The sequence below is a fragment of the Erwinia phyllosphaerae genome, assembly GCF_019132875.1.
GTDB classification, from domain to species: domain Bacteria; phylum Pseudomonadota; class Gammaproteobacteria; order Enterobacterales; family Enterobacteriaceae; genus Erwinia; species Erwinia phyllosphaerae.
Map to the genome: position 1 here is coordinate 33984 of NZ_JAHSPF010000008.1, position 25549 is coordinate 59532.

At 44.5% G+C, this 25549-nt stretch carries 16 protein-coding genes, 1 other RNA gene and 3 pseudogenes; 8 read left to right on the forward strand and 12 right to left on the reverse strand.

Features of this window, described 5'->3' with window-relative positions; translation table 11 throughout:
* Positions 1-82 precede the first annotated feature (82 nt).
* Positions 83-235, forward strand: a pseudogene (locus KUE00_RS14625) (sugar phosphate isomerase/epimerase); the annotation flags it as partial.
* A gap of 123 nt (positions 236-358) precedes the next feature.
* Here KUE00_RS14625 and KUE00_RS14630 read toward each other — a convergent pair.
* Positions 359-712 (reverse strand): hypothetical protein, encoded by a 354-nt coding sequence (locus tag KUE00_RS14630; protein WP_246760628.1) that lies wholly within the window; start codon positions 710-712, stop codon positions 359-361.
* 584 nt (positions 713-1296) lie between these two features.
* Here KUE00_RS14630 and KUE00_RS14635 point away from each other — a divergent pair.
* Positions 1297-1488, forward strand: a complete 192-nt coding sequence (locus tag KUE00_RS14635) for a hypothetical protein (RefSeq protein ID WP_246760629.1) — start codon at positions 1297-1299, stop codon at positions 1486-1488.
* 136 nt (positions 1489-1624) lie between these two features.
* Here KUE00_RS14635 and KUE00_RS14640 read toward each other — a convergent pair whose 3' ends face one another.
* From KUE00_RS14640 to KUE00_RS14660, 5 genes and pseudogenes are all read right to left on the reverse strand, one after another.
* A complete protein-coding gene (locus KUE00_RS14640; protein WP_246760630.1) occupies positions 1625-2089 on the reverse strand; it encodes a DUF943 family protein in 465 nt (154 codons plus the stop codon).
* Positions 2073-2207 (reverse strand): annotated as a pseudogene (locus tag KUE00_RS14645) (DUF3289 family protein); the annotation flags it as partial. The pseudogene KUE00_RS14645 and the gene KUE00_RS14640, both read right to left, overlap by 17 nt.
* Before the next feature lie 142 nt (positions 2208-2349).
* Positions 2350-2817: a DUF943 family protein gene (locus KUE00_RS14650; protein WP_246760631.1), complete on the reverse strand. Its 468-nt coding sequence runs from the start codon at positions 2815-2817 to the stop codon at positions 2350-2352.
* Entirely contained in the window at positions 2814-3656 is an 843-nt protein-coding gene (locus tag KUE00_RS14655; RefSeq protein WP_246760793.1) for a YPO3983 family protein, read from the reverse strand. Before KUE00_RS14655 ends, KUE00_RS14650 begins: the two co-directional genes overlap by 4 nt.
* A gap of 437 nt (positions 3657-4093) precedes the next feature.
* Positions 4094-4489, reverse strand: a complete 396-nt coding sequence (locus tag KUE00_RS14660; RefSeq protein ID WP_343215888.1) for a hypothetical protein — start codon at positions 4487-4489, stop codon at positions 4094-4096.
* Between the two features lie 536 nt (positions 4490-5025).
* On the opposite strand from KUE00_RS14660, the pseudogene KUE00_RS14665 reads away from it, so the two are divergent.
* A pseudogene (locus KUE00_RS14665) lies at positions 5026-5201 on the forward strand (IS256 family transposase); the annotation flags it as partial.
* A 107-nt stretch (positions 5202-5308) separates the two neighbouring features.
* Here the strand turns inward: KUE00_RS14665 and KUE00_RS14670 are convergent.
* The gene (locus KUE00_RS14670; RefSeq protein ID WP_246760632.1) at positions 5309-6316 is read right to left on the reverse strand and encodes a DUF4917 family protein; all 1008 of its coding nucleotides are present in this window, start codon (positions 6314-6316) and stop codon (positions 5309-5311) included.
* Positions 6317-6614: 298 nt separating this feature from the next.
* On the opposite strand from KUE00_RS14670, the gene KUE00_RS14675 reads away from it, so the two are divergent.
* The 5 genes from KUE00_RS14675 (at position 6615) to KUE00_RS14695 (ending at position 20022) form a co-directional block, all read left to right on the forward strand.
* The gene (locus KUE00_RS14675; RefSeq protein ID WP_246760633.1) at positions 6615-7832 is read left to right on the forward strand and encodes a DNA cytosine methyltransferase; all 1218 of its coding nucleotides are present in this window, start codon (positions 6615-6617) and stop codon (positions 7830-7832) included.
* The gene (locus tag KUE00_RS14680) at positions 7829-10387 is read left to right on the forward strand and encodes a hypothetical protein (protein WP_246760634.1); all 2559 of its coding nucleotides are present in this window, start codon (positions 7829-7831) and stop codon (positions 10385-10387) included. Before KUE00_RS14675 ends, KUE00_RS14680 begins: the two co-directional genes overlap by 4 nt.
* 15 nt (positions 10388-10402) lie before the next feature.
* Complete coding sequence (locus tag KUE00_RS14685) at positions 10403-12493, forward strand: hypothetical protein (RefSeq protein ID WP_246760635.1); 2091 nt, start codon at positions 10403-10405, stop codon at positions 12491-12493.
* Between the two features lie 19 nt (positions 12494-12512).
* A complete protein-coding gene (locus tag KUE00_RS14690) occupies positions 12513-18353 on the forward strand; it encodes a DEAD/DEAH box helicase (protein WP_246760636.1) in 5841 nt (1946 codons plus the stop codon).
* A gap of 835 nt (positions 18354-19188) precedes the next feature.
* On the forward strand, positions 19189-20022 hold the full coding sequence (locus KUE00_RS14695; RefSeq protein ID WP_246760637.1) for an HNH endonuclease: 834 nt from the start codon (positions 19189-19191) through the stop codon (positions 20020-20022).
* A 540-nt stretch (positions 20023-20562) separates the two neighbouring features.
* Here KUE00_RS14695 and KUE00_RS14700 read toward each other — a convergent pair.
* The 5 genes from KUE00_RS14700 to smpB form a co-directional block, all read right to left on the reverse strand.
* On the reverse strand, positions 20563-21270 hold the full coding sequence (locus KUE00_RS14700) for a hypothetical protein (protein ID WP_246760638.1): 708 nt from the start codon (positions 21268-21270) through the stop codon (positions 20563-20565).
* A 614-nt stretch (positions 21271-21884) separates the two neighbouring features.
* Complete coding sequence (locus KUE00_RS14705; RefSeq protein WP_246760639.1) at positions 21885-22871, reverse strand: DUF4365 domain-containing protein; 987 nt, start codon at positions 22869-22871, stop codon at positions 21885-21887.
* A 318-nt stretch (positions 22872-23189) separates the two neighbouring features.
* Positions 23190-24446, reverse strand: coding sequence for an integrase domain-containing protein (locus KUE00_RS14710; protein ID WP_246760640.1), 1257 nt, complete (start codon positions 24444-24446; stop codon positions 23190-23192).
* A 188-nt stretch (positions 24447-24634) separates the two neighbouring features.
* Positions 24635-24998, reverse strand: a transfer-messenger RNA (tmRNA) gene (gene ssrA, locus KUE00_RS14715).
* Between the two features lie 49 nt (positions 24999-25047).
* A complete protein-coding gene (gene smpB / locus KUE00_RS14720) occupies positions 25048-25530 on the reverse strand; it encodes an SsrA-binding protein SmpB (RefSeq protein WP_246760641.1) in 483 nt (160 codons plus the stop codon).
* Positions 25531-25549: the final 19 nt, after the last annotated feature.

Genomic DNA, 25549 nt, shown 5'->3' on the forward strand with positions numbered 1-25549 from the left:
GCACAACGTAAGGCTAGCTTCATTTACTTTTAAGCTCGCCCGTTAGCCAGAACTTCTTATAACGGGCAGGCGAAATGCCTACCAGGTTTTGCAGTGGTGGAAGGAGTTCTTCTCTGTGCTGCGCATGACCGGTTATGACGGCTACGTATCGCTGGAGATGGAAGATTTGACCATGAGCGTTGAGGCAGGGCTGCAAACCTCTATCGATGCGCTGAATGCGAGAATTAGTCGGTAATTGCCGGAAACAGGTTTCAGAATGAAGTATCAGAAGCCTGGCCTTGATACCAGAAAACTGGTGTAAGGACGTTATAAAACAAAAGGCCGCAAACGCGGCCTTTAGCTTACAGAAAGTGAACGATTAGTCAGTTACTTTCTTTTTCAGATCGCTGGCGCCTTCTTTGGTCTTATTCCAGCCTTTCTGCGTACCTTCTTTGGTTGCATCCCAACCTTTTTCAGTACCTTCTTTGGTTTTATGCCACGCTTTCTGCGTGCCTTCGCTCGCTTTGCTGGTGGTGCTGTGGCTTTTGCCTTCAGCAGCGTGTTCAGACTTCAGCTTCAGCTCTTTGCCTTCATCCTGCGCCTGATGCAGTTTCTCTTTCGCCGTGTTGGCGTTTGCATCCGCAGCAGCTACGGTGTCATCAGTTGCGTGTGTGGCAGCGAAAACGGGAGAAGCCAGCAGAAGAGCTGAAAGTGCGATAATCGTTTTTTTCATAATATCCTCACCAAACGTTATTGATCCATTGTGTAGTTAAGCATGGCACGGCTTTTTACATCGCGCCTTAGGAATAAACTGTATTTGAGCATAGTGCAATTGAGTGATTTTGCTTCTTTAACCAGGGTATTAACGGTGAAAAGAAGAAAAAAATGAGTAACGCAAGGGGAGGTGCGCAGCTTCCGAATCTGTGTGAAAAGGCATCTCAGAGACGGGTTTTTATTGCCTATGGCTTGTTTTTGCGTAGCGGGTTCCGGTTTTAATACAGGACCACAAATGAGTGTTGATGAACAGAAATTAAGCGGCGTAAACTGCAACGGCACCGGCAAAATCCGGTGGCGGAATTGGCGTTCTGCTTAATGAATCGGTGGCATTTTCAGGTTGTCGTATTATCTGTAATGCCAAAACCCGGTACGTGCTTATGTATGAGAAAACATTTTCATGCATAATCCATGGCGGACTGGGTAGGGGCTTCTTCGGAAGCGCCGGATCCGATTCACCGGTACGCCAACCCTGCTCAGTCCACCTCCTTGTGAAGTTGGCGTTTCCCTGGTGGTGGTATCCTCATGAATCGGAGATACATTATGAACTACCCAATGTTTGACTATACCCCAACCGATACCGAAGAACTTTGCGACCAGTGTCTGGCGCTTGCCTGGACAATCACTGAACTGACCAATCCGCAGGTACGCGATACGCTGCTTTGGGTGCTGCTGGAACGCATCCAGATGCTGAGTGCCTGCTTTGCCAGTGAAGAAGAACTGTTGGAAGTATAAAGGAGGGGAGCCGCCCACTTTGCGACCGGTGGGCGGTGATGGATAGCCTGCAGAACGTTTTATTACTCATGTATAGCTGGTGCAAGCCAGGCAAGTGGGAATGATTTTATTACTGTCGCTACGCAAGGACGGTAACCTAATCAGCCCCGTCTTTTACTATTTTTCCGTTTTTCCTCATGCGATATATTTCATCATGAGTAGTAAAAGAAAGTCCCATGTTTTTACTGTCGCTAACAGAGAAAACTCTGTTTTTCTCTATACAATTTTTAGGTGGCTTCATGTCGTTAAAGCACCGCCGGTCATATTTTCCTTCTTCTTTATAACCATCGCCAAAATCCCAAAATACTATGGAGAAAAACCCATCATTTGCGGGTTTTGGAATATTATATTTTGCTTTCAATATGTCCTTATTTTTTAGCCACCAGTTTATTTTACCTCGATCGGTAAAAGGAAAGTTTCTTACAAGAACAGAAGTAAACTCTCTATCCTCATGAACTGCCACAATCTCTACAGAACGTACCGACAACCACAGAAGGACGCCTGACAGAGTGCAGCCAATCAGTAACAGCGCATAAAGCATTTTTCTACTTTTTACTTTCACTACGGCCTCCGGTAATATCAATAGTGGCTTCCATATTGGTCATGAACGGTTTAAAGCCAAACTGATTGTACCGCTGGAGAACAAACCAGATACGAAAGAAATGAAACTGACTAAATTTTTATTTTTGAATATGGTGTAGAAGAGCTGTAGTGCGATCATCGTGAAACATTCCTTGTATCATCGTCCGTCAGAAGAGAATACGCGGCGGTAAGTTGGAGTGTAAACTTAGCGCATCTCTGGAAAGGCAAGGGAAAGCAGTTCTATTCTTTTTTGAATTTTACTATCTTTCCATCTTTCCCCATGCGATATTCCCCATCATCTACGGTAAATATAAGCCCTCTGTTTTTACTGGAGCTGATTGAAAATACTCTGTCTTTTTCAATGCAGTTCACAGGTTTTTTCATATCTTTGAAGCAAAGTCTGTCATATTTCCCTTCCTCTTTATAACCCTCTCCAAATAACCAGAATGTCAGGTAAAAATAACCATCTTTATCAGGTTTTGGAATGTCATATCTGTCTTTTATCATATCCTTATTTTTTAACCACCACTTAATTTTGCCTTTATCAGTCGGTGGAAAAGTAGTGACCAGGACATCACTAAAACCACTACTTCTGTGATGAACGGCTATGATATCCACGGGACGCAGAGACAACCAAAGCCAGTAGCTAAGTAGCACGCAGCCCGTTAGAAAGAGCAAGGCAATTATTTTCTTATTTTTCAATTTCATTTGTGAGTCCCTGTAATTTCTATGGTGGATTCCATATTGGTCATAAATGGCCTGAAGCCAAACTGATTGTACCGCTGGAGAACAAACCAGATACGAAACAAATGGAACTGACGGAATTTTTCACTCATAATATCATCACCATCCAGACCAAAATGATCCTGGACTTTGTAATGCACCATTGCCCGGAAATGGCCATTATCAATATGTAGTGATTTTATAGTGATATGCGTTGCCCATGTATCATGAACGGTGATACCCATGCCATTAAAATTATCCTGGAATCTGTCGAATTTAGGTAATTTACCACCAGATATAGCTTCATATAGCTTTGCGTTTTCAATAGACGGATAAATGTTATTTTCCCAGTCTATATTATCTTCGAACGCTTTCTGTAATAACAGACGTGTACTATTTTCCTGCGAATCATCCTTAATAATATGATCCTTTAAAGCTCTATCCAGCGAAATGTCGCGGAAGGGTGTACCGCTGCTGTTCTGCATATGGGTGATCATCTTTTCGATCAGGTGACTGTACGGCCCGTGAAGAGAAAATTTATGGGATAACCAGCGGAATTCATCAAACAGCATTGCGGCACACTGCTGACGGGTAATCTTTTTACCCTGGCCGCGCAAATTACAGCAGAACATGGACTGAGGACGATCCATTGAAGAACGCCGGGTAAGCGTCCAGGGATCTACCTGGTCAGAAATGTAATCCAGCCGGTATTGGGATTTTAACTGCGCTTCGGTCAGATCCCCGTAGCGCATATCACTGGCGCTATAGTCGTCCATCCACTTTTGGGTTTTGAATATGGTGCAGGGGAACTGTAGTGCGATCATCATGAAACATTCCTTGTGTCATTGTCCGTCAGGAAATAATACGCGTTGATGGGCTGGAGTGTAAACGTTGTGTATCCTAAGCCCGTAATTTTTCCAGGTTTAGGACAGGGATGTGGGCCAGGGAATACGGTAACTAACTATAATTATTAAAAAATTATAGTTTTATGATTTTTAGTTGGTGAGTTTTGGAAAATGTGAAACAGGCATGCGGTGATGCGCTGGCAGAAACTGGTTTTTTTCTGTCAACTTTATGTTTTTATCTGATTTTATGAGTTCCAATTTTATTGGTGTACCAGTACCTTTTTGTCTTACAGTTTTATCGTCTGTTCAGGCGATAAAGTAGCAAGGATGCAGCCTGATTTATCGGCTACCGTCAGCCCTGGCCGGAGCAGGGCTAGCAGAGATATCGATGTATTTCCTTAATGCTACTGGACGGCTTACCCCGCGAGGATCCGAGAATGGTAGTTTAAATGTGGGAGATGCAGATATTTTACTGTCCATGTAGTATCACCAATGAAGCTGAAGCTTGCGGAGTGGGGCAAAACCTCCAAATCTCGAAAGTGACCTGAAGTATAAGCGCCTCCGATAGTCAGTTCTTCTACGACACCTTGAGAAATATCCAGCAGCAGGATCGTCAGCATTTCTTCAAAAATGACGTCATCCGTTACGAATAAAAGATAGCGACGCGCATCAACTTTTACCGCAGCCTCAAGCACTTTTCCCGGAACGGTAATTCCCGTTGAGTTGCCGTCAATCAGCACTTTAGACCGGGCCTGGGTGATATCTGTTGCTTCATTTACTTCCGATAACGATAGTGTCGTAACTTCTTCCATCTTTATTTCCACCAGTTGCCCATTTCCCATGCCGCTAAAGCACCACCGACATTGAATCAGATAAAACGCTGCATCAAGTGTTGCACGAAAATCACAACTTTCAGGCTATCTCAGATACAAAAAAGCCCGCAAGGCTTTCAAGCTGGCGGAATCTGATTTTTTTCTTCAATCATTTTTTTTTTAATGATTTTTATAAGTTCAACTTTTGTTGGTATACCTAAGTGTATACCAATGCCGTTTCGTCTATAGGTTTTCAATACGTTAAAAGGTAGCGGTCAGGGTCGGACAGTCCCACCAGTTATCGTCGTTATGTAAGGCTAAAATTAAATAAGATGTTGATGTGATCCCTTAGCATGAAAGAGCAATTTTTGGATCTGATGCTCAGTAAAACGGGCTTTACGCATAGCGATCTCCTTTGTTGGAAAAATGATTATGCCGGAGGATCTCTAAATGTGAATGGCACGATTATGCGGGATACTTACACTGGCAGGTTAGCTGTCTCAGTTAACACGAACCTTAGCCCTCTGTGTTGGTGATTACATGCAGCTATTAAAAAGCGTAAGATGTTCCCGGTAGACTACTCGACCTATAAGGTGATTTTTCTGGCTATCAAGGATGAGTCGAAGAAATGGATTATGTCGATCCACAACTGGCGGCTGGCAATGAACCGTTTATTATCGAGTTCGGTGATCGTCTGAGTGCTCACCTTTAATATGGTGGCAATTGCATAGAGTAATTTACAGGGCCCGCTTAAAAAGCAGCGTTGTTACGCGCCATCTTAGCCATGCCTCTATACTATTATCAATTACAGTCCCTGCATCAAACTTCTGGCTGCTGATTCCAGCATCCGGGACTTTCACTGTCAAAAAACTCTATCAAAATGTTTTTCCCAAGATTATCTTTGATTAATTGGTTGGCTCTATTGCAATACGTTTGGTCTCTTCTGAATACAGATACTGCGACTTTTTTTATGCCTGCACCAGCCATTCGTTTTAGTAGATGCACATCATGCTCTCCCATTCCCCAGCCTAGAATCACAAGATTTTCACGCTGTTCGGTAAGTACTTCCCGGTAAACCGTTGAAAGATAAGAGCTGCTCTGAATCGAGTTTACTTTTTGTTCATGCGTTCCTTCACTAACAAACAGCGGAACAACTTCCTCGCTTTGCCACCGCCTGAGAATCGATTCAAGTAAACCTGCATTCTTAATATGAATTTTACTCTCTTGTTCAATACGATTACGGCACAATATGAGGCTGCCATGTGGATAAAAAACAAGTGTATTAGATTGTTCATTTCCAAGCATTCCTCTTAACCGTTGCCAGTCCTGCTCAAAAAGGCCTCTGGCAAGAAAGCAGTCCTTAAACCGATGATGATCGTTGAGACCCAGACCATATGTCATTGTCCAATAGACGATCAGATCGTAGTTAAGCGAAATGACTGTGTTAAATCTTTTCAGAAACTCGTAAATATATGGCAGCTGTTCATCAACTTCATCATGCTCAGGATGCACATCTCGTACAGCTTGAATAAGGCATTCACGTATTCGGAGGTAGGCCTCATGAGTGCGGGCATCTTCAATTTCTAATGATTTGTTGACGTTTGACGCCTGCCAAACAATACGCAGAATGAGTTCGAAATCCTTAGTTTGGAAAAAGTCAAAAAGTTTTCGTACATCTGCCTCCAGACTCTCTTTTTGGGTGACGTGTTCAAGAAGAGAGCCATATGCAAAACGAGGACTGACGGCGATGCTTGCGCCATTACCCAGCAAAATTGTCCCATCATATCGTGGTGCCAGCTCAGACCAAGGGAGAATGGTAAACGACATCTTAGTTATCTGCTCCAATAGTGAATTTTTCTAAATAAAAAACAATTTACAGCACAGATGCTGACTGTTTGCATTTTCAACATTGCCGGTTCAACAGTCTTGCTTGATGGTTTTAAGAAAATATTTTATTTTTCAGTTGATTGAGTACGTTCTCGCATGACCGATACAATTATCCATATAGATATTATCTTCCTGATTTTATAAACTATCTAGCTAAGAATACCCCTTTCAGGAAATTGAACGATGCCCCGATTCAGCAATACTATTTTATGGTCAGGTCATGAGCACTGAGGCTGTCATGAGTGACAATCATTTAACAGAACCTCACGAGGCAGGGTTTACTTTCTATGAGTTTTTCGCGGGTGGCGGTATGGCTAGGGCTGGGCTGGGAAAACAGTGGCGATGCCTTTTTGCCAACGACATGGACCCGATAAAAGCATCGACTTACATCGATAATTGGGGGGACGAACATCTCGACATGCGTGATGTTCGAGAGGTTACCTCCTATGAACTGCCGCTCCACGCTGATTTAAGCTGGGCGTCATTTCCTTGCCAAGATTTGTCTTTGGCCGGTAATGGCTTGGGAATTGGCGAAAGAGATTCCAGTGCCGATAGAACCACGCGTTCCGGTGCGATATGGCCGTTCCTCGATTTAATAAGCAGGCTCGGCGAGGAAAACCGTAAGCCGCCGATTCTTGTGCTTGAAAATGTTCTTGGATTGCTGACGCTGGATAAAGGGAGCCATTTCGCCGCGATCTGCCATCAGCTAAGCAAAACTGGCTATCGGTATGGCGCAATAATCATTGATGCAAAGCACTTTTTACCACAGTCCCGACCCCGCGTATTTGTCGTTGCGATTAGTCGCCGTGTTCCCATTCCTGAATGTTTGGTTTCAGAAGAACCTTTGTCGCAATGGCATTCACCTTCGCTCCTACGCGCCTGCGATGCGCTGGAGAAGGAAGCTCGTAATGACTGGATCTGGTGGTCGCCTGGCAATTTACCAGGCACCAGAATGAGGGAACTGGACGACTTAATCGATTTTGAGCATGAAAACGCGCTATGGCATTCTGCCGAGGAAACACAACGGCTTATCAGTATGATGGCACCGGCTAATCTGGCGCGTCTGGCTAACGCGCAGACATCCGGAGAGACAATTGCAGGCAGCCTTTATTTACGCATGCGCAAAGAAAAAGGCGTCAACCGGCAACGGACAGAAATAACGTTCTCGACAGTTCTTGGTTGCCTGAGAACGCCAAAAGGCGGAGCTTCTCGTCCTCGTATTATCGTTGTAAAAGGCAGCCAAGTGAAAACGCGTTTGTTGTCGGTCAAAGAAGCGGCGGCGTTAATGGGGTTGCCGGATGATTTTATCCTCCCGACTGCGTATCAGTCAGCATTTAAAGTGATAGGTGACGGCCTTGCCGTTCCTCCAGTTCGTTTTCTGGCAGAACGTATTCTGGAGCCACTGGCGATAGCAGTCCGAATCAATAGTAAGCGGACGGAGGATATACGTGAATGAACTGGACGTCTCTCGTTACGCCCGATGATTGGGAAAGTAAACTGATTGATTATTTTCTCCGGTTCGGTGCCGGCGGCGACGCGCAGGATATTCGCTGGTTTGAAGTTACGCCGTCGACGCTTGCGGCAGCATTCGCCGACAGCAGTGCTAGTGCGAATGAAATTGAAGAAGCGTTTCGAACCTGTATGTCAAAAATACGGGATCTGCCGCAGCGCCTTGAATACGGTATGATAGAAAAGTCAACTCGTGATACGCCCGGATTTTTTACTTATCTGGTCATGACTTTGCTTATTAGCAGCCAATTCGACGCACAGGAAAAGCGCAATGACTTTCGTCTGAAGCTACAGAACTGGCTGCAGACCTCGCATAGTTTTCAGAACTTATCTGGCGTCAACCAGATGTGGGAGGCATTAGCCGACTGGCTTAACCAACGTGTTCAGGAAGGTGAGTCTTACAGGCATCTTGTCTTGCCGCCGCGGAATGGCTGGGTTCAAATCGGTCACACCTTGCGGTTGGCATTCCCTAATAAAGCCGATCTACGCCTGATGAGCGAGTGCTTGGAACGTTATCCGCAATCGGCCACTGATCCGCGCCAGTTAATCAAGTATTTTCAGATTGTTATTCAAAGACCTGGCGTTTCTTATGCGCTGAAGGAGGCTTATGCCGAATTCAGAGATGCGTGGTTACTAGGGCACCGCGCACTATTCGATATGCCTTTCTGGCACCTGCGTCAACGGGCGTTCGAAATATCATCCGGCGCACCGAATCATCAAATCATTATTGATATGTATGTCGACTTTGACGGTTCACGATGTTATTTCAGTAGTGTAGGTGAGACAGACGAAACCGTTTTTCATCCTGTGTTATCCAAAGCTCTTAAAGACCGTGGTGCCGGGAGCAGCGAAAATCTGGGGAAGGCGTCGCAGGCCGGCTTGCTATTTTTTGATGAGATCGGGCACGGGCGCTGGAGAGCGAAACCGTCTCCTGACGTAAACTCGCAACGGTTTCATATTGCCTTATCCAGTAAACATTCTGTACAGATAAGCAAGCGTCTCAACGGTTATATTGTAGAGGGCGATTGGATTTTAACGGCTCAGCCTCTGAACCTGGTTTCGGCGATGGATATATTTCGCTTACTAAGACCCTCTTGGGGCACCCAGGGTGATGAGGTCACGCGTCCTCAGTTATACGGTGGAATACGCCTCCCCGGCGGATGGCTGGGATTACCCGCATTTCTGCCTTTTATTGAGTCAGATACCCTACGCTACAAAATATATTCATCCGGGAATGATGAAGCAGGAATCAACGTTTCTGTTATTGATGGCCGTTTGATTTCTTCTGTACCTCTTAACTGTGAACTTTACATCGAGCCAACGCTTAAAACGGGAGAAAAAACTCCGCCGTGGCGGCGTCGCGCGCGTTTTTTTACCTACGCTGTACCGCACCCGACTTTAGGCGAAAGTGCAAGATACCGGTTTGAGCCGTTTTGCGACTGGTCGACGTCTTCACTTAAGGCGCCGACATTTAATTTCGAAGAGCAGTTTCAGTGGGAAGATAGCGAAGTATGTTGCGATCATCTTCTAGAGGCGATATACGCCAGCGGAGCAAGCGGCTGGGAAGAAGCCGAGTTAATCGCTCTTCTAAGGCATGTAGACGGAAAGATCAACGTATGGCATTTGATTCGTTGTTTACAAAATGCGGGTCTGATCGAGCCACGCTTGCGTCCCGGATGGAAAGGCCGAGTATGGACGCTGGTTAAATCTTCATTGCTTCATATTCGTAACGGAGAAAATTCTCTAATTGTTGTGGAAGGCGCAGTCTGCGCAAGACTGATGGATGATTTTCAAAAAGTGGTCGCTGGGTTGGGCGGAAAAAGTTTTCGTCGTTGCGGCGTTAGCCTTTGGTCGCCCCCTGTGTTTGGGGCTGTACTCGCTGATCCTGTTGCGTTATCTCAGCGTCTAGGATGGCCGCTTATCGAAGCCTCATCGTCATCCGATACAATACCGCTTTCACTAGCCACGACAGAACGCGCTGCTGAACTACATGATCTAGCTGCGGTCTGGGACTGGCATTCAGGGCGATTTCAGCAACATGGTTTCCAGGATAAAGAATCTGCGTCGCTGTCACTGCATATTCATCCTGGCGGGCGAGATCATGATATCTATCGGGTTGTTTCCGGAAGAAAAACAACACATTATCTTTCCCGAACCGCAGCTATTATCGCCGCTGGCGCAAATAACAGGGAACCCATGTTTGAACGCGTCGCTAAAAATCATCTGCTGTGTCTTATCAATGATTGTGGCCTGCCCGACGTATTGGCTTCGGGAATACGGCGTCACGCGCTCAGAAACGGAGGTCCGATGGACTCCGGTTACACCTATCCCGTCGATGACATATCTTTCCACTGGCTAGAGTCGCTACTTCCGGGATGTTTTTATTCTCTCTCGTCAAATGGCGAGGACGATTCAAGCCGAGTAGTTTCAGTCAGTCGCCATTCTGGCGGAAGAATACGTCCGATATGGAGAAACGGTCGGCTAACACTGACGCTGCGATAATAAGGAAAATTAAAAATGGGCAACATCCCTTTGTATCTGGGTCAATATGATCGCAGAAATTATCAGTCCTACCTTACAGCTATTGCGCAAGAAACACCTGATGGCTGGCGTACGATCGAGAACCCTAAGAAACTATTTCCTCGTACGGGTGAGGTTGAGTTTAACGATTCTGATGCTTTGCCGCTCCGTAAGGGCGAATGGGCCGCTTTTCATGTTGGGCCAGGTACTCGTAACAGAGCGCAGGCGAAACGTGCTCGGCGTATTTATCCTTATTATGATTTATCTTCCGGCCAGTCGCTGCTGGAAGCGCGTCGCCAATTAAGCTTTGATGGCATAACGACAGATGGCGAACCGGGGTTGTGGGCTATTCGTTTTGGGCCGGATGGCTTGATTCTGGCAAATCTGGCTGAGTCGAAAACTGGCTGTCTGATCATTTCCAGGAGCCAGAACGTTTATGAATATGATTTCCGTGAAGGCGGCGTGATTTCCGTATCAGGCATATCTGAAAACGGAAAATTGTTTTATATGCCCGATGCCGATGCGCTGCCTACCCAGATCCATGACTGGACGCCGGATAAGCAGTACATCGAATACGTCATTCAACTTCTTTCCTGCGCTGATTTGACGGTCGAGATCTCTTCATGGCTTCGAGTGCATACAGACGAGCAAAACGGAAAATTATCTTCCGGCGTCGATGCTCTTCTGGCTGCTGCTCAAATGCTTCGGGCAGGAGAGTTGGCTAAGAAACTGGAAGAGGAGGATTCTCTGACTCGTCAATTTACCGAAGCTGTATTGAAGGACCAGCACATCACCCGCCTTCTCGAGCATCAGATACAAAGCATCGCGGAAGAAGAGCGAGCCACGTTGCGCGCCCAACAGCATAAGGCGCTCGATAATGAATTTTCGGCGGAACGGCTGCGACGTCGTGAAGTTATTGAAATGGAAATGACCGTTTTTGATAAGACAAGGAAAAGTGAAATCGAGGAGGAGATTGCACAATTATGGCAGCTCAAAAAAGAAAAGTTACAGACTGATTTTGCAGAAAATAAAGCAGATTTAGAACAAATGCTCAATCAGGAAAAAGAGTATCTCGAAAGCGAAATTAGCCGTCTGAAAGACGCCAACAATGAGTTATGCGCCCAGAACGAAAATCAGCATCATATATTGGCTTCCTTAACCTACGATCATGAAGCATGTTTAACATCTTTAAGAGAGACCGAGGAACGTACTGCCCAGGCAAAAATTGAACTCGAAAAGATGGATATCGCGATTGCTGAGAAGTTTCGTCATATGGCTTATTCAGTGTTCCCCAAAGTATGTCTTCCGATGCAAGCGAGAGTAGTATCATGCGAAGAATTCGGTCAGCTCGTAAGAGAGAACAAATTGCTGACACCTAGCGGAAAAATATTGATGACGCAATTTCTTGCGTTGATGTTGGCCGGTGAATGTCCGTTGTTATTTGGTCCGGAAACACAAGATTTCCTTGCTGTTGCTGAATCGCTGATTTCTTCAGGCCGCTCAATTCGACAGATTGCCGATCCAACGATAATTTCCTGCGAGGATCTATGGGTTCGTGCGGGAAATAATATGGCAACGCCGCTTTACCAAGGATTATTGTTGAGTGAGGCTTCTTGTCCCCGAACGATCCTCGCCGTGATTGAACGTGTCGAATCTTCCGCCGCGCGTTTCTGGTTGCCAGCGCTGAAAGATCGATTGTACCGAGGTGATTTACACCGACGCTTTCTGATTTGCGGCACTATTGAAAACGAAGATTGTGAAGAAATGGAAGAAATTAAGGGACAACATCTTCGCCTACGAATGGAAAATGTCGTCATTCGGAATGCGATTGCGCTATCTCCTTTATATCTTTCTTCAGAAAATCATAGCGAACTGGACCCCGGTCCAAAATCGCAAGATTCTTTCCCTGACAAGCTCGCTATCGCGGATGAAATGTCAGCTGGACGTTTGGATCTAGCAAATACACTACGGGCGATGAGAACGGCACATGAGGTGGTGCCGCTTGATACTGAAAACAAAGCAATGCATCAAAAATATTTAGTCGATTTATATGCAGATTTAAAGAATGACGAGATGTATGCCCAATAAATTATAGGAGAAGGAAATCATGTTAGACCCTATTGGCGGATTTCGCCGTATTCAGGACTTCTTCATTTCATATATAGAAACTAGCTTTCGAATTGCCGATCCTTCAGTCGCGGCCTCAAGACGCAATCTTCTGAATAGTAGCGGAGAATTTGCCGCGGAGCCTTACATTGAACCTGTTTTGCGGTATGAGTCTTCTGATAAAACGCTTGAAGCTCTGGCCGAGATGGATGGTGGACCGCTAAATAGCTTGTCTCCCAAAGGCCGTAAGGCGTTCGTTGAACTAGCGTTATCCGGTCTATTTGATTCGAAACTAGGTGACGAAGTCTGGTCGCGTCGTTCAGTCCATGCACCGTATAGCCACCAGACGCAAATGCTGGAGCGCGGTATTCTTCCCGGTAGACCCTGCATCGTGACATCGGGTACAGGTTCGGGAAAAACCGAAAGCTTTATGTTGCCTATATTGGCTGCATTATCGAATGAGGCTGTCAGCTGGGCCGCGCCTTGCGAAGGCTATCTGCAAAATCGGTGGTGGGCTGGCGAAAAAACAAACTGGACTACTCGTCGAGAAGGAGAACAACGCCCGGCGGCCCTCAGGGCGATGGTGCTTTACCCGATGAATGCTCTGGTTGAAGATCAAATGGCGCGTTTGCGTAAAACGCTGGATTCCGAAGGGGCGCGTGGGGTTATGGAGCAGCATTTCTCCGGAAACAAGATATTCTTTGGGCAATATACCAGCGCAACACCGATTACAGGCTATGCCAGCCATCCACGTCTTTCCGGAGTCAAATCGGAAAAAAGTCGCCGTGCTCGTAATCTTGAAAAGTTACGTAAGGCATTGAAACGGATTGATAGCGATCAGCAGGCTGCACGCGCGTTCGATGAAAAAGAAAACACTGCGGAAAAGACTCGATATATATTTCCTTCGACAGACGGCGGGGAAATGATGTCTCGCTGGGATATGCAGGCTGCTCCGCCTGACCTCCTCGTCACTAACGCCTCAATGCTCGGGGCAATGCTTTCGCGCGAAGTCGAAAACGGTATATTTGACGCTACGCGCGAATGGTTAATGAATAACAACGACGCATACTTCTATCTGGTATTTGACGAGTTACATTTATTACGTGGTTCTGCTGGAACTGAAACCGCGATGTTGATTAAGTCGCTAATTGTAAGACTCGGGCTTGACGACCCGAAACATCGCTACAAACTGCGTTTACTCGCGTCTTCAGCATCGCTGCCGATGGATGGCGTGGATGGAGAGCAATCTCGTAAATACCTACGCGATCTATTTTCGCCCTTCGGTACTTACCGCGATTCTCTCGATCCCGGTAGTGATGATCCTGATTTCTGGCGTAACTGCGTCATTAAGGGAATACCTTATGTACCATTGAAACCAGAAGGAAAAATCGCTGTACGGCCTTTCGCCGCATTGATGCGTGTTGCCCTCGAGGGGCAGGAAAATGTCGTACGCAATCTGAAAATGACGGACGCGCTTAGTCAGGCCTTGTCTAATGTCTTCATAGCTCTAGACGTGAAAGCACAAAATAGCATGCAAGCCATTAAACAAGCAGCTGAGAAAGCAGCAGCGTTGCTGACCAATGCTTGTATAGAAGATGGCAGCGAGTTGCCGCGAGCGATGCCGCCGGGAATAATCATTGATAAGGTTTTTCTGAAGGAAGACCCAAGTAATCAAGGTGAATTGGAATTAGCATTACGCGGATTAATGCTGGTGCGTGCGCTGCCAGAATCGGAGATAGATTGCGATAAACCCGCCAACGTCACACCAGCTTTTCGCGTGCATACATTCGTCAGAAATATTGAGGGTTTCTTCGCCTCCGTATTGCCGGGAGAGCAAAAGGCGAAATTCTCCGATTTTTGTTTGGAGCGTGGTTTGTCGCACGCTCCAGCAGGCCAGGGGGAGAAACGAGGTCGCCGTTTATTCGAGATGTTGTACTGCGAGGCATGTGGAGAATTACTGATCGGCGGTCAGAAGGGACAGAAGGGTGGTAAGACAATCGAATTATTACCTTCGGCGACCAATCTGGAAAATCTTCCAGAACGCCCCGGCGCTGAATATTACGACGATATGACGTTGGATGAATTTGCGGTTTTCTGGCCTGTCGATACTACTCATTCAAGCCCGGTAGGCTGCGAAAAAGGTTGGGATGTCTGGGATAAGGCGGTGCTTAATCCTGTTACAGGCATTGTGACTATCGGGCAGGAAATATTTCCGACAAATACTGACGCGGTTCACGGATATCTATATTTCCAAAAAACAATTCCGGGTAAAAAAGGCGAGCCGACAAAGAGACCCTCCGCGCAGCCTTTCTGCTGCCCTAACTGTGGCATTGACTACTCCAGCCGGCCTGCCAGCAATCGTACCAGAACGCCCATTCGCGCATTTCGTACTGGTGTGACTAAGTCATCCCAGCTTGTGGCGACAGAATTATTTGAATTGCTACATGCGATCGGTGCGGAAGCAAAGAGTATTGTTTTTTCAGATAGTCGGCAGGATGCGGCATCTATGGCGCTAGAAATTGAACGATTGCACTTGCGCGATCTACGCAGGGAAATATTGGTCGCAGCAGCCAGAACGATGCTTAAAGAAGCAGAAAAGAATTATATATCAGAAGATATTCTTAAAGATAAGATGACCAAAGCCATGCTGGCTAATGATGATAATGAGTACGGCCGACTATATGCTATAAAAAAAAATCAAGAGGACATTGCTAATCTTTGTAAGTATAAACGCATAAAAATAGATAGGCTATTAGAGTCTGAAGGTGATTCAATCGGAAGGATTACATCTGAGCTGGTTGGGTTGGGAATATCACCATATAAGTATCGTTCCAGTTCAGATGATGAGGATAGCAATGTTTGGCATGCTAATTTTACTAAAGAAGATACGGTGGTTAAATATAGCGATGGACTATCTTCTCATGAAAAAATGAAGATAAAAACAAAAGTCGCCGGCGATCAATTTGAGCTGATAGATGATGTTATTTTTGCTAATACCTTCTTCGCGCTAGAGGAAACAGGTCTGGCATATCCATGTATATCAGATAAAGATGATTTACCAGAGTTAGATGCATGGTTAAGGGTGTTTTCAGGGGCGTATCGCGTTACAGATAATAAATATTTTGACTCTACACGTACTCGTGATTGGTATGAAGGCAGTCATGTTGAAAAAGAAAAAGTTAAGCGCGTTGCCAGAGTATTATTCGGTGATAGAGGGTATCAAGAAGGTTTGACACGTATTTTAAATCAATTCTCTCAGCTTGAGCATAAGGCTGGGCGAATTAAGATCGGTAAATTGTTTCTCAAAGTTAGTAAGCCAGGCGATAGTTATTGGCAATGTAGAAAATGTGGGCGAATTCACTTACATTTGGGTTTTAAGAATTGTACTCGCTGCTTAACCCCACTTGAAGTTGAACCCAGCGGAGCTGTCGAAAAGCTATGGAAAGAAAATTTTCTTGGTAAACGCATTGTTCGTGGAGAGCAAGACGGAGTTAAACGTTTCAGGCTGAACGTCGAGGAATTGACGGGGCAGACAGATGATTTCTCTGATCGCCTACGTAAATTTAAGGGCATTTTTGTTGATGAAATGAGTGAACTCGAAAAATTAGATGCGGAAATCGATATGCTTGCCGTTACCACGACAATGGAAGTTGGAATTGATATCGGTTCACTTCAGTCGGTTTATCAAGCCAACATGCCTCCTCAGCGGTTTAACTACCAGCAGCGTGTCGGCCGCGCTGGGCGACGTGGACAGGCTTTTTCTTTCGTTATCACATTTTGCCGCGGAAGAACTCATGATGCTTACTATTTCGCTCATCCTCATGCGATCACCGGAGATCCACCACCGCCGCCTTTTTTGGCAGTAGATCACGATGCCATTCCATTAAGACTTATGCGGAAAGTATGGCTTAGAGCTGCATTTACTCTTTTACGTGAAGAGGATCATAAAAAGGGAATAGCTTTCCCTGGAGATAAACTAGTTCCGCCTGATATTCATGGCGAATATATTTCTACGCATGATTACTATCATAGCGATGAAACTAATTGGGCTGAGCGGTTGCTGGGAGCGTTGAAAGCAACTCAGAATATACATAATCGATTTATTAAAGCAGCAACGTTCGATCCAGAACAAAAACAACGTCTTAATTCAAGATTAAATGCGGAAAACATAATTGATGAAATCTCTGAACTGAAAGTTTATGTCACTGAAGAGGATATAGGGCTTGCACGTTTCCTCGCCGAGCACGGAAAATTACCAATGTATGGAATGCCGACTCGGGTGCGCAACCTTTATTTGGGATTGAGGAAAACAAAAGGTCTAAACGCGCAAGAAGAATACGAATGGTCGACGATGGATCGTGATCTTGATCTCGCAGTTTTCGAATATGCTCCTGGCTCAGTATTGATTAAGGATAAGAAAAAGCATGAGGTAATAGGTTTCACCGGTAATTATCAAGAACCGCAGGTCAAGAATAACCGAATGTCGGATCTTTCGACGGTAGGCTCGTGGCAGGAGTCATGCAGCCATGTAGCAGTTTGCCCGGCATGTGGTTCAGCCAAGCTAGAGCTACATAAACCTGACAACGACATTAATTGCGAGGATTGCTGCACGCCGATTAGCCCTAACGAATTCAAGCTTTATATCACACCAGCTGCTTTTCGTACGGATTTCAAACCCAAAGACGATATGGATAGCTTTATTCGCATGTCGTTGAAAACTACAGCAACAGTATTACATGAAGGCGTTCCAACAGAATGCGGTTCCTTCACGGTGCAACGCGGCGAAGTGACCATTCTACGTCTCAATGATGGTCCCATTAATGGAGAAAAGGAAGGCGAACGATTTAATGTTGACTTGGTGAACGATCAAAAAGCACCAATGCCCTTTTCTACATATTGCCCGCCAGTTAATGGCGAGCAGGCTATCGATTCAGATTGGCTAAAATCGCACGATAACCCACGTTGGCAGTTTCGCGGCGAGAATAAAAGTTTTGGGCTTGTATCAAGCAAAGAGACAGAGTCTCTTCATCTTGAAATAACGAAATTCGATACTCGCCTTAATATGGATATGGTTGCCAGATACGGCGAGTACATGAATTTACCTTCGCGCGCTGCGGCTATTAGTGCGACCCAGATCTTGACGCATAAGGCAGCGCTCTATCTGGATGTTTCGCCAGATGAATTTGAAATGCTTGAACCTCGACTGCATCTTGGTAAACCCAGACTGCAAATCGCCGATGCGTTAATCAACGGTTCAGGACTATGCAGACGGCTTGCCGAACCAGCTACTGCTAACGGCTTCCCTCTGATAGTCAAACTATTACATGAGATTCTCGAAGAAAATAACAAATGGCCGATGATTGATTTTTTAAACAAAGATCACCCGATTCAATGCCAAACCGCGTGTTACAAGTGCATACAGCGCTATGGTAATCGCCAGTATCACGGTTTACTCGACTGGCGTTTAGGTTTGGCCTATTTACGTGCGATGGTTATGCCCGAATTCGCATGTGGTCTGAATGCCGCAGACTGGAACCAGCCGGAAATGAAGGGATGGCTAGAAAGAGCATTTCAGTTAGCGGAAGACGTCGAGGCTCTACGACCAGCAACAATCAAATTGTTGAAAGAGTATTCGTTACCTGTTCTTATCGAAATTCAGGATGGAAAAGAACTCTGGCGTGCAGTTGTTACACATCCCCTATGGCAATCCAAGGAACCTGAGCGAAATGCTCTGATTGATTCCATGAGGCTAGCTGATGGGAGATCTTCACTTAAGTTTATTGATACATTCGAGCTGGAAAGACGACCATTACGTGCTCTTGCTAACCTTAAGTCTTGTTAAAATATAGCAATAGTGCTGATAATTGTTGATTGATGTGGTTTTATTGGATGCGCTTTCAATATGAAAGCGCATTATATATAATCACAAGACATCGCCGGATATTAATTTACAAACTTTATACGACTATTATCCAGAGTTAAGGATAGATATAACAATGCAGCGCGAGTAGTTTGATGCTTGGTTTATTAATTTATATTCCCCTTACAGTGCAGAGATTACAGGTGAAGAACTTTGTTCTTTTTAATAGTGTTAAGTTATCTTAATGCATGTGCTACTTAATCCGGGGGTGATGGTTCTATTATGTACTATTCTAAGTTAAAATAAGGAATGTTTTTCAGTTGGAGAACACAAAGTCAGATATCCTATACACTCATTAAATCTACATTTAATGCTCCGGTGATATTGATATTGATATTGATATTGATATTGATATTGATATTGATATTGATATTGTAGAAACTATAACTTAAAATAGTTGAGGAATTTAAGGGGGGATAAGTGTTGAGTTGGAAGTGATGCTGCTTTGAGTGTCGTTTTCGGTAGTTAAAAATAGTCATTAGTTAGTTTTTTTACTGTGCTATTTTTATTTCTTAAACTTAACAAGCTTAATGTCGAAGGCGGCCTTGGTCAGTGTAATTAAAGTTAAATTAAACTCTTCTCAATTTCCTAATGTAGGCTTCCCGCATAATTTTTCCATTAAGGTATCTTATTAAAGAAAGTAGGGGTATACTCACTTATCAATTGAATAGCAGCTGGATAGCATTATTTTTAATAATAATTTCATATTGCTAGTGGTAGCTAGCATTTACCATAAAATCTCAATAAGATAAATGCGATGAAAATTTTTGATAATGATGGTACTGAACTAAATGCAGAGTGCTCTGTAGTTGAAGAAGATGGGGTTTATGGATTAATCCTTGAATCTTGGGGGCCAGCACACAGAAATAAAGACTACAATATAGCCCTCGATTGTATTATTGAGCGGATGATTAATTACGGTGTGCAAAACGTCGTTGTCTATCTTGCCTCATCGACAGCCAGAAAACACATGCCGTCCATAGCTGAAAGAAAAATCCATCCAGGTGAATATTTTGCTTTAGTCGGCAATAGCCCTAGAGATATTCGCCAAGAAATGTGTAGCTATCAATCTCATTTCAGTAGTACAGGCAGAAAAGAAGTACCTTCAGGTAATAGGACTAAACGAATAATAATATGTATTCCTACAGTCAATAGTGAAAAGTTTTGGGACCGTGTAATATATGGTGAATCATTAGATATCTTGCAGCCTACAGATGATGAAATAATTTTGAACACAAGGGTTAGCCGACTCTTAAAGAAACCTTTGGCCGAACCAGACGGATATAAATCACCAAGCTCGATAGAGCGACTTCAAAAGGTCTATGTTAGAGATCCAGCGGTAAAAGCTTGGATCTTGCAGCAAAGTAAAGGCATTTGTGAAAGTTGTGGTGAAAAGGCACCATTTTATTTAAATGATGGCAGTCCGTATCTGGAAGTACATCACGTAGTACCTCTTTCATCAGCCGGAGCGGATACCACAAGCAACTGTGTTGCAATTTGTCCTAATTGCCATAGGGCCTTACACTACAGCCAAAATGCAAAAAAACTAATTGAAACTCTTTATGTTAATATAGGCAGATTAAAGAAATGACTTCGTTCTTTACTAAGTGAATCGTTGCAGTGTACTTCCGCTTTTGGGACGCAGCGTACAGACTGGGAGGATATCAGGTCTGCTATGAATGAAGAATGGGCATCGTTGCATGGAAAGAATAACTGTTATGATAACTAATTGATGAAAAGGCATTCAATAGATAGAAAGCGGCGAAGGTAATAGAAGGGAGGTGTAATGAGGTATTTAGAGAGTTTCTACTTAAAGCCACGCACAGCTTGGCACTCACGTAATCAACAAAGTGTCGTATTGATTACCGTATTGTCAGAATATCCCATAGACTATTTTAGTTTTAATTGCACATTCAAACTTGCCGGGATGCCGCTGATATCAGGAGACAATCAATCCTGACCTAGCCTTGGTCATACAAGCATCTGAGTAGGTCATTACCATCATCCGGGACGACGGTAATAGTATTGTCTGTGTTAGTCAATTGGAGAAGTAAAATAATTAGAGTAATTATAAAAACCGCATATAATATTACCTCATAATTCCAGTGTGTTGCATTCCCCCTCATTCCTATTACTTCTTGGATCTTACATATCCGTAATTCAAACTATAAACATTAAATGGTTGCGGGTACCTAGTGAGTACCTTAGAAATAACTTTACTTGTTTTTTCAGGGGGTAACCATTTAAAGATAATTATTGTATTTGTCGTGATGTCATAAACGGAGTTGCTCAATGACAAGATTTTGATGTCAGAATAGTGAGATACACAAAAAGCCTGAGAGCGACCACCCAGCATATAAATGTCTTTGTGAGTAACTACTTTCTTCTTTAATACTACTTCAGACTGGCTATCTTTATAGCGGTCGATGCCTAGCTTAATATTCTTGATGTTATTCCTGTGTTGATTGAGGGCATTATGAAAGTAACACGATTTGTAAACTGCTATAAGATTAAGAATGACCTCATTTCGAGCTGGATTAGTTTGATAGATAAAGGATTGTTCGCCGATTTTAAGTGATACCCCATTCTTAAAACTCTTCACGACATCAACGGAAGAAGACCATGAGGAAATTCGTTCCGGAAGACTATGACGCGCAAACACGCTAAACACACCATCCTTCTTCAAATTTATTTTCCTGTAACAAGGGAAGTCAACCGTTCTATATTCTGCAGGGAGTTGTACACATAGTTTTTCTAATTTTTTTCCTCGAGCTGTAGTTGTACTTAGCTGCCAATCATTGATAGCTTGAAGTATTTCCAATGTAAAAGGATTATTCATGTGGCATCCATATATCTTTAGTTGCGGATTGAAGTTTAATTCTATATTTTTTAACTTGTTAACACATCATTTTTTGCCAGTTCCATCATCATTGAGGTTGCATCTTATTGATAAAATTCTACCTATCTTTGCGAGGTTCGCCTTTGGTAGGGAGCAGGCATGCCCGTACGGCAGAGTAAGCTGTGAGCGAAAAGTGGAAGCTCGCAATTAAGTCGCCCCGGCTATTGCTAGTATGGTCGTGTGTTAATCAACGGGAAATAGGCTACCGAGACTCTCCGCTTAGAGGCATGCCCACATTACGTGGGTAGGATCACCCTGCATCTGACTTAGTCATTTCAGACCAGTTGCCATGTGTTTATCTTCCATAACACCGGAGAGTTCATGAAATTTCATCACAATTCTCCATTATGATAAGACAAAGAATTTATAATTCACGAGGAAGGAACACTCTCCCCGCAAGATTGATACCGATAATATTGCAATCAACTTTCACTCTGGCTCGCAGCAATTATGCCCTCTGGGCAAGGCCCGCTGTGAGCGACTTGTGGGAGTGGCGCTCGCATTCTCGATTGTTTTGAAGCGCAGCAGAAAACTAGTACGACGACATGTGCTTGTTAGGCATTTTTTAAGTAATCCTGCTGAAATTTGTTTGTAAGTTCAATCCTTTTTATCTCGCTTGGGGTAAATAGCAATTGTACGAAACTCTCTTGTGCTGCGTGTAAGTTTCCAGTGTTTTCTATTTTCCCTTCCGACTTTAACTTATCTTCTAATTCATGAATGAGGCGTACCAATTTTTTACCTCTTGATGTCAGTGGCGCCATAAATGATGGCAGCATTTGACGATCATGCCAATCAATCATACAGTCAGAGAAATCAACATCAGCTATATGCTGGTGTACGATGAACTTTATATAATCAAACAGAAAGTTATGTTCTGAGTCGCCCATTCCGACACCAAAAGGTGAATTTTGATTTTCCAGCTCTGTTTCTGCTATAGTCAATGCTACATCCATACTAAAATATAAAGAGCGACAGATATTAGTCAGCCCGGAGCAGAAAAGATTTAAATATGAGACTGGGAACGAGGCGTTTTTACTTTTTGCCCTAATCAAATAGTCAAGAACATCTTCGACCGACATGAAGTCTTGATCTATAACTGCAAACCCTTCAAAGAGTGTTTTAGCACTTGTAGATTGTAAAATATTTGATTTGGGTATAGTAATTCCCTTTGTATCTGTTGGCTTGGCAACTCTTAAAGCTTGGCGAGCATCTTGCCAATAACTTAAATTTGTATCGGGGTTGTGGATAATTATGAGTACAGGCAACGGGAATCTTTCCCAATAAAATCGGTGCTTCTCTTCTGGGTGGAAAAACCAATCTCCGTTGCTTTCCTTAAAAAAGGAAGGACCTGACTTTATTTGAACAGCAATCAACCTTCCTGTGGCAAACCCCTCAGGGCTAACATACTCAATCTGGCCATCAATTCCAACGTCAGCCATTGGATTTTCACGCCAAATCTGGCCCATTTTTGCCATAGCTTCTGCTACAGCATTTACACCTAATCTTTCTTGAGAATTAGTCTGGTTATATTTGGGAAACATAATTTCCTCGATTGTCTAATGACGACTACAGTGGCCGCAGGATCTGGTACGGAATTGCCCAAGAATTTAAGTGACTAGTTTTTCGGTCCGTTGCTTTTTTCAACCGGTTTTTACTCAAACCGAGAAAGCACTTCCGACAAATATGTATTGTCTATTCATCAGTTGTTTGAAATTAACTCAATGTAGTTGCTATTTTTTCTTCAGTAAGTTATAGGATTTTTGGGGAAACTGTAAAGCTATATTAGACAGTGTTTGTCCGCTTTTGGCACTTAGCGGCCGATGAGTCTGCATCGTGCGCAACGTTTGGACACGATGTAATTATGCCATAGCAATTAATTTGATACCTTTAAACCCATTCTCAATAATACTTCCTCGGTTTGCCGCTGTAACAAAATTTGCCCACCATTGCATCATTGGACGTCGCTGCTCTAGGTAATCGCTGCGGTTATAAGCACGCCGAACCTCATTCTTATCCACATGAGCAAGTGCTGCCTCAATAACATCAGGCGGAATGCCTTGTTCATTAAGAGCCGTACTTGCAATTGATCTCAGCCCATGCGAAACGAGCACTCCATCAAAACCTGCACGTTTTAGCGATGCGTTAACGGTCTGGCTATTCATTGGCTGGTTGAGCTTGATACGGCTAGGAAAGATAAATTCTCGGTTCCCGCTTAACGGCTTCATCATCTCCAGTATCGCAATTGCTTCATCTGACAATGGAACAGTATGGTCGCGGTTCATTTTCATGCGTGCTGCGGGAATCTTCCACTCTCGTGCTTCTATGTCTACCTCTTCCCAGCGAGCTTCAGCCGCTTCGGTAGGGCAGGTGATAGTAAGAAGCTGCCACATGAACAGGCATCGAGTTGAAAGGCTTATGCTGGCCGTTCGCATCGTCTGCATCAACTGAGGCAATTGATCAGGGTAGATACTGGGCATGTTCTTCTTCTGCGGCTTCTCAAATGCCTTGCCAATATTGACGCTAGGAACAGCATCAATCAGCCCCGTGTTTTGGGCATAGATCATGACCTCATTAATGCGCTGGCACAGGCGGCGGACGGTTTCCAGTGCTCCTCTGGCCTGAACCGGTTGCACGGCCTGAACCAGAGTGTGAGCTTTGATATCTGTAACGCTGACGTTACCAATCGCAGGAAAGACATCTCTTTCCAGAGAGCGCCATATATCCTCTGCATAGTCCTCAGTCACACTAGTTTTCTTCACATTCCACCAACGTTCTGCCACGAGTTGGAAAGTATTAATTTTGGCTTCAAGCGAACTGCGTAGTTGTTCTTGCTGATGTTCCTGTGGATCGGTTTGTTTCGCCAGGAGTAAGCGAGACTTTGCCCGATAGCTTCGAGCATCGGCAAGGGTAACTGACGGGTAAGGGCCAAGGCTCTTCTTTGCTCGCTTCTTAGTGACAGGGCGAATGTAGCGAAATTGCCAGATTTTACTCCCGCTGGATTTGATAAGTAGCTCAAGGCCATCGCCATCATAGAGAACGTAGTCCGATTCCTTGGGTTTAGCAGATTCGATTTCTTTAACGGATAGAGGTTTGTCTTGCCATTGCCGGGTTTTCATAGTTTTAGGCACCTCAAAAACAATAAGGCTTTATGAGGTGCCTAACAAGGTGCCTAAAAGGTTCGGATTTAATTATTTGGCATCAGACTTCGCGGGACATCTTGCAGGCACAAAAAAGCCCGCAAGGCTTTCACCGTGCGGGCTTTCAGGACTTTAGCAGACGATTCTGGTATCGCTGCTGAAGAATTTGGTGGAGCTGGCGGGAGTTGAACCCGCGTCCGAAATTACTACACCGTCGGCACTACATGCTTAGTCCAGTCTTTACATTCGCCTGTTAGCTGCGAACGGACACGCCACTAACAAACTAGCCTGATTGAATTTAATGCTTCAGCCCCAGGCAGGACATCCACACGATCTCTTTTGGGTTTGACCTCTCTTGATCCCCGTCCTAAGAGCGGAGGCTAGGGAGAGAGGGCTCTTAGCAGGTTATTAAGCTGCTAGGGCGTAGTTTTCGTCGTTTGCGACTATTTTTTTGCGGCTTTTAACGAGGCCAACCGCCCCTCGGCATGCTCCTTGGGCTTCGCAAATCCCGTCGAATCCAGAATCAGCCCCAAGTACTGTTAAGCAGTATAGCAGAAAAACTTATCGCTTTGCCAGTGGCTTAGCGATTTGCGTGCTTCATAATACGTGCTTTGTCTAATTTCCACTCACGATCTTTAATATCATCGCGCTTATCGTGCTCTCTTTTACCTTTCGCCACGCCGATTTTTAGCTTTGCCCAGGCATTTTTCCAGTACAGCGACAGCGCAACAACGGTATAACCTTCGCGGTTAACGCGTCCGTACAGTGAATCAAGTTCACGCTGTTTCAGCAGCAGCTTACGGTTGCGTGTTGGATCGCAAACAACATGCGACGAGGCAACCGTGAGCGCCTGGAAAGTTGAACCGAACAGGTAAGCTTCGCCATCGCGCAGCAGGATGTAGCTGTCGCTGATATTGGCCTTACCGGCGCGAAGAGATTTGACTTCCCATCCCTGGAGCGACAGACCCGCTTCGAACTCTTCTTCAATGAAGTATTCGTGGCGCGCCCGCTTGTTCATGGCGATGGTGGCAGAACCGGGTTTATGTGCTTTTTTCTTTGTCATAGTGCAACTTAGTGTACAT

Excerpts from the sequence above, each read along its gene's own strand:
- KUE00_RS14630 (WP_246760628.1), bottom strand. The coding sequence starts at position 712 with ATGAAAAAAACGATTATCGCACTTTCAGCTCTTCTGCTGGCTTCTCCC.
- KUE00_RS14635 (WP_246760629.1), top strand. The coding sequence starts at position 1,297 with ATGAACTACCCAATGTTTGACTATACCCCAACCGATACCGAAGAACTT.
- KUE00_RS14650 (WP_246760631.1), bottom strand. The coding sequence starts at position 2,817 with ATGAAATTGAAAAATAAGAAAATAATTGCCTTGCTCTTTCTAACGGGC.
- KUE00_RS14655 (WP_246760793.1), bottom strand. The coding sequence starts at position 3,656 with ATGATCGCACTACAGTTCCCCTGCACCATATTCAAAACCCAAAAGTGG.
- KUE00_RS14660 (WP_343215888.1), bottom strand. The coding sequence starts at position 4,489 with ATGGAAGAAGTTACGACACTATCGTTATCGGAAGTAAATGAAGCAACA.
- KUE00_RS14670 (WP_246760632.1), bottom strand. The coding sequence starts at position 6,316 with ATGTCGTTTACCATTCTCCCTTGGTCTGAGCTGGCACCACGATATGAT.
- KUE00_RS14675 (WP_246760633.1), top strand. The coding sequence starts at position 6,615 with ATGAGTGACAATCATTTAACAGAACCTCACGAGGCAGGGTTTACTTTC.
- KUE00_RS14680 (WP_246760634.1), top strand. The coding sequence starts at position 7,829 with ATGAACTGGACGTCTCTCGTTACGCCCGATGATTGGGAAAGTAAACTG.
- KUE00_RS14685 (WP_246760635.1), top strand. The coding sequence starts at position 10,403 with ATGGGCAACATCCCTTTGTATCTGGGTCAATATGATCGCAGAAATTAT.
- KUE00_RS14690 (WP_246760636.1), top strand. The coding sequence starts at position 12,513 with ATGTTAGACCCTATTGGCGGATTTCGCCGTATTCAGGACTTCTTCATT.
- KUE00_RS14695 (WP_246760637.1), top strand. The coding sequence starts at position 19,189 with ATGAAAATTTTTGATAATGATGGTACTGAACTAAATGCAGAGTGCTCT.
- KUE00_RS14700 (WP_246760638.1), bottom strand. The coding sequence starts at position 21,270 with ATGAATAATCCTTTTACATTGGAAATACTTCAAGCTATCAATGATTGG.
- KUE00_RS14705 (WP_246760639.1), bottom strand. The coding sequence starts at position 22,871 with ATGTTTCCCAAATATAACCAGACTAATTCTCAAGAAAGATTAGGTGTA.
- KUE00_RS14710 (WP_246760640.1), bottom strand. The coding sequence starts at position 24,446 with ATGAAAACCCGGCAATGGCAAGACAAACCTCTATCCGTTAAAGAAATC.
- smpB (WP_246760641.1), bottom strand. The coding sequence starts at position 25,530 with ATGACAAAGAAAAAAGCACATAAACCCGGTTCTGCCACCATCGCCATG.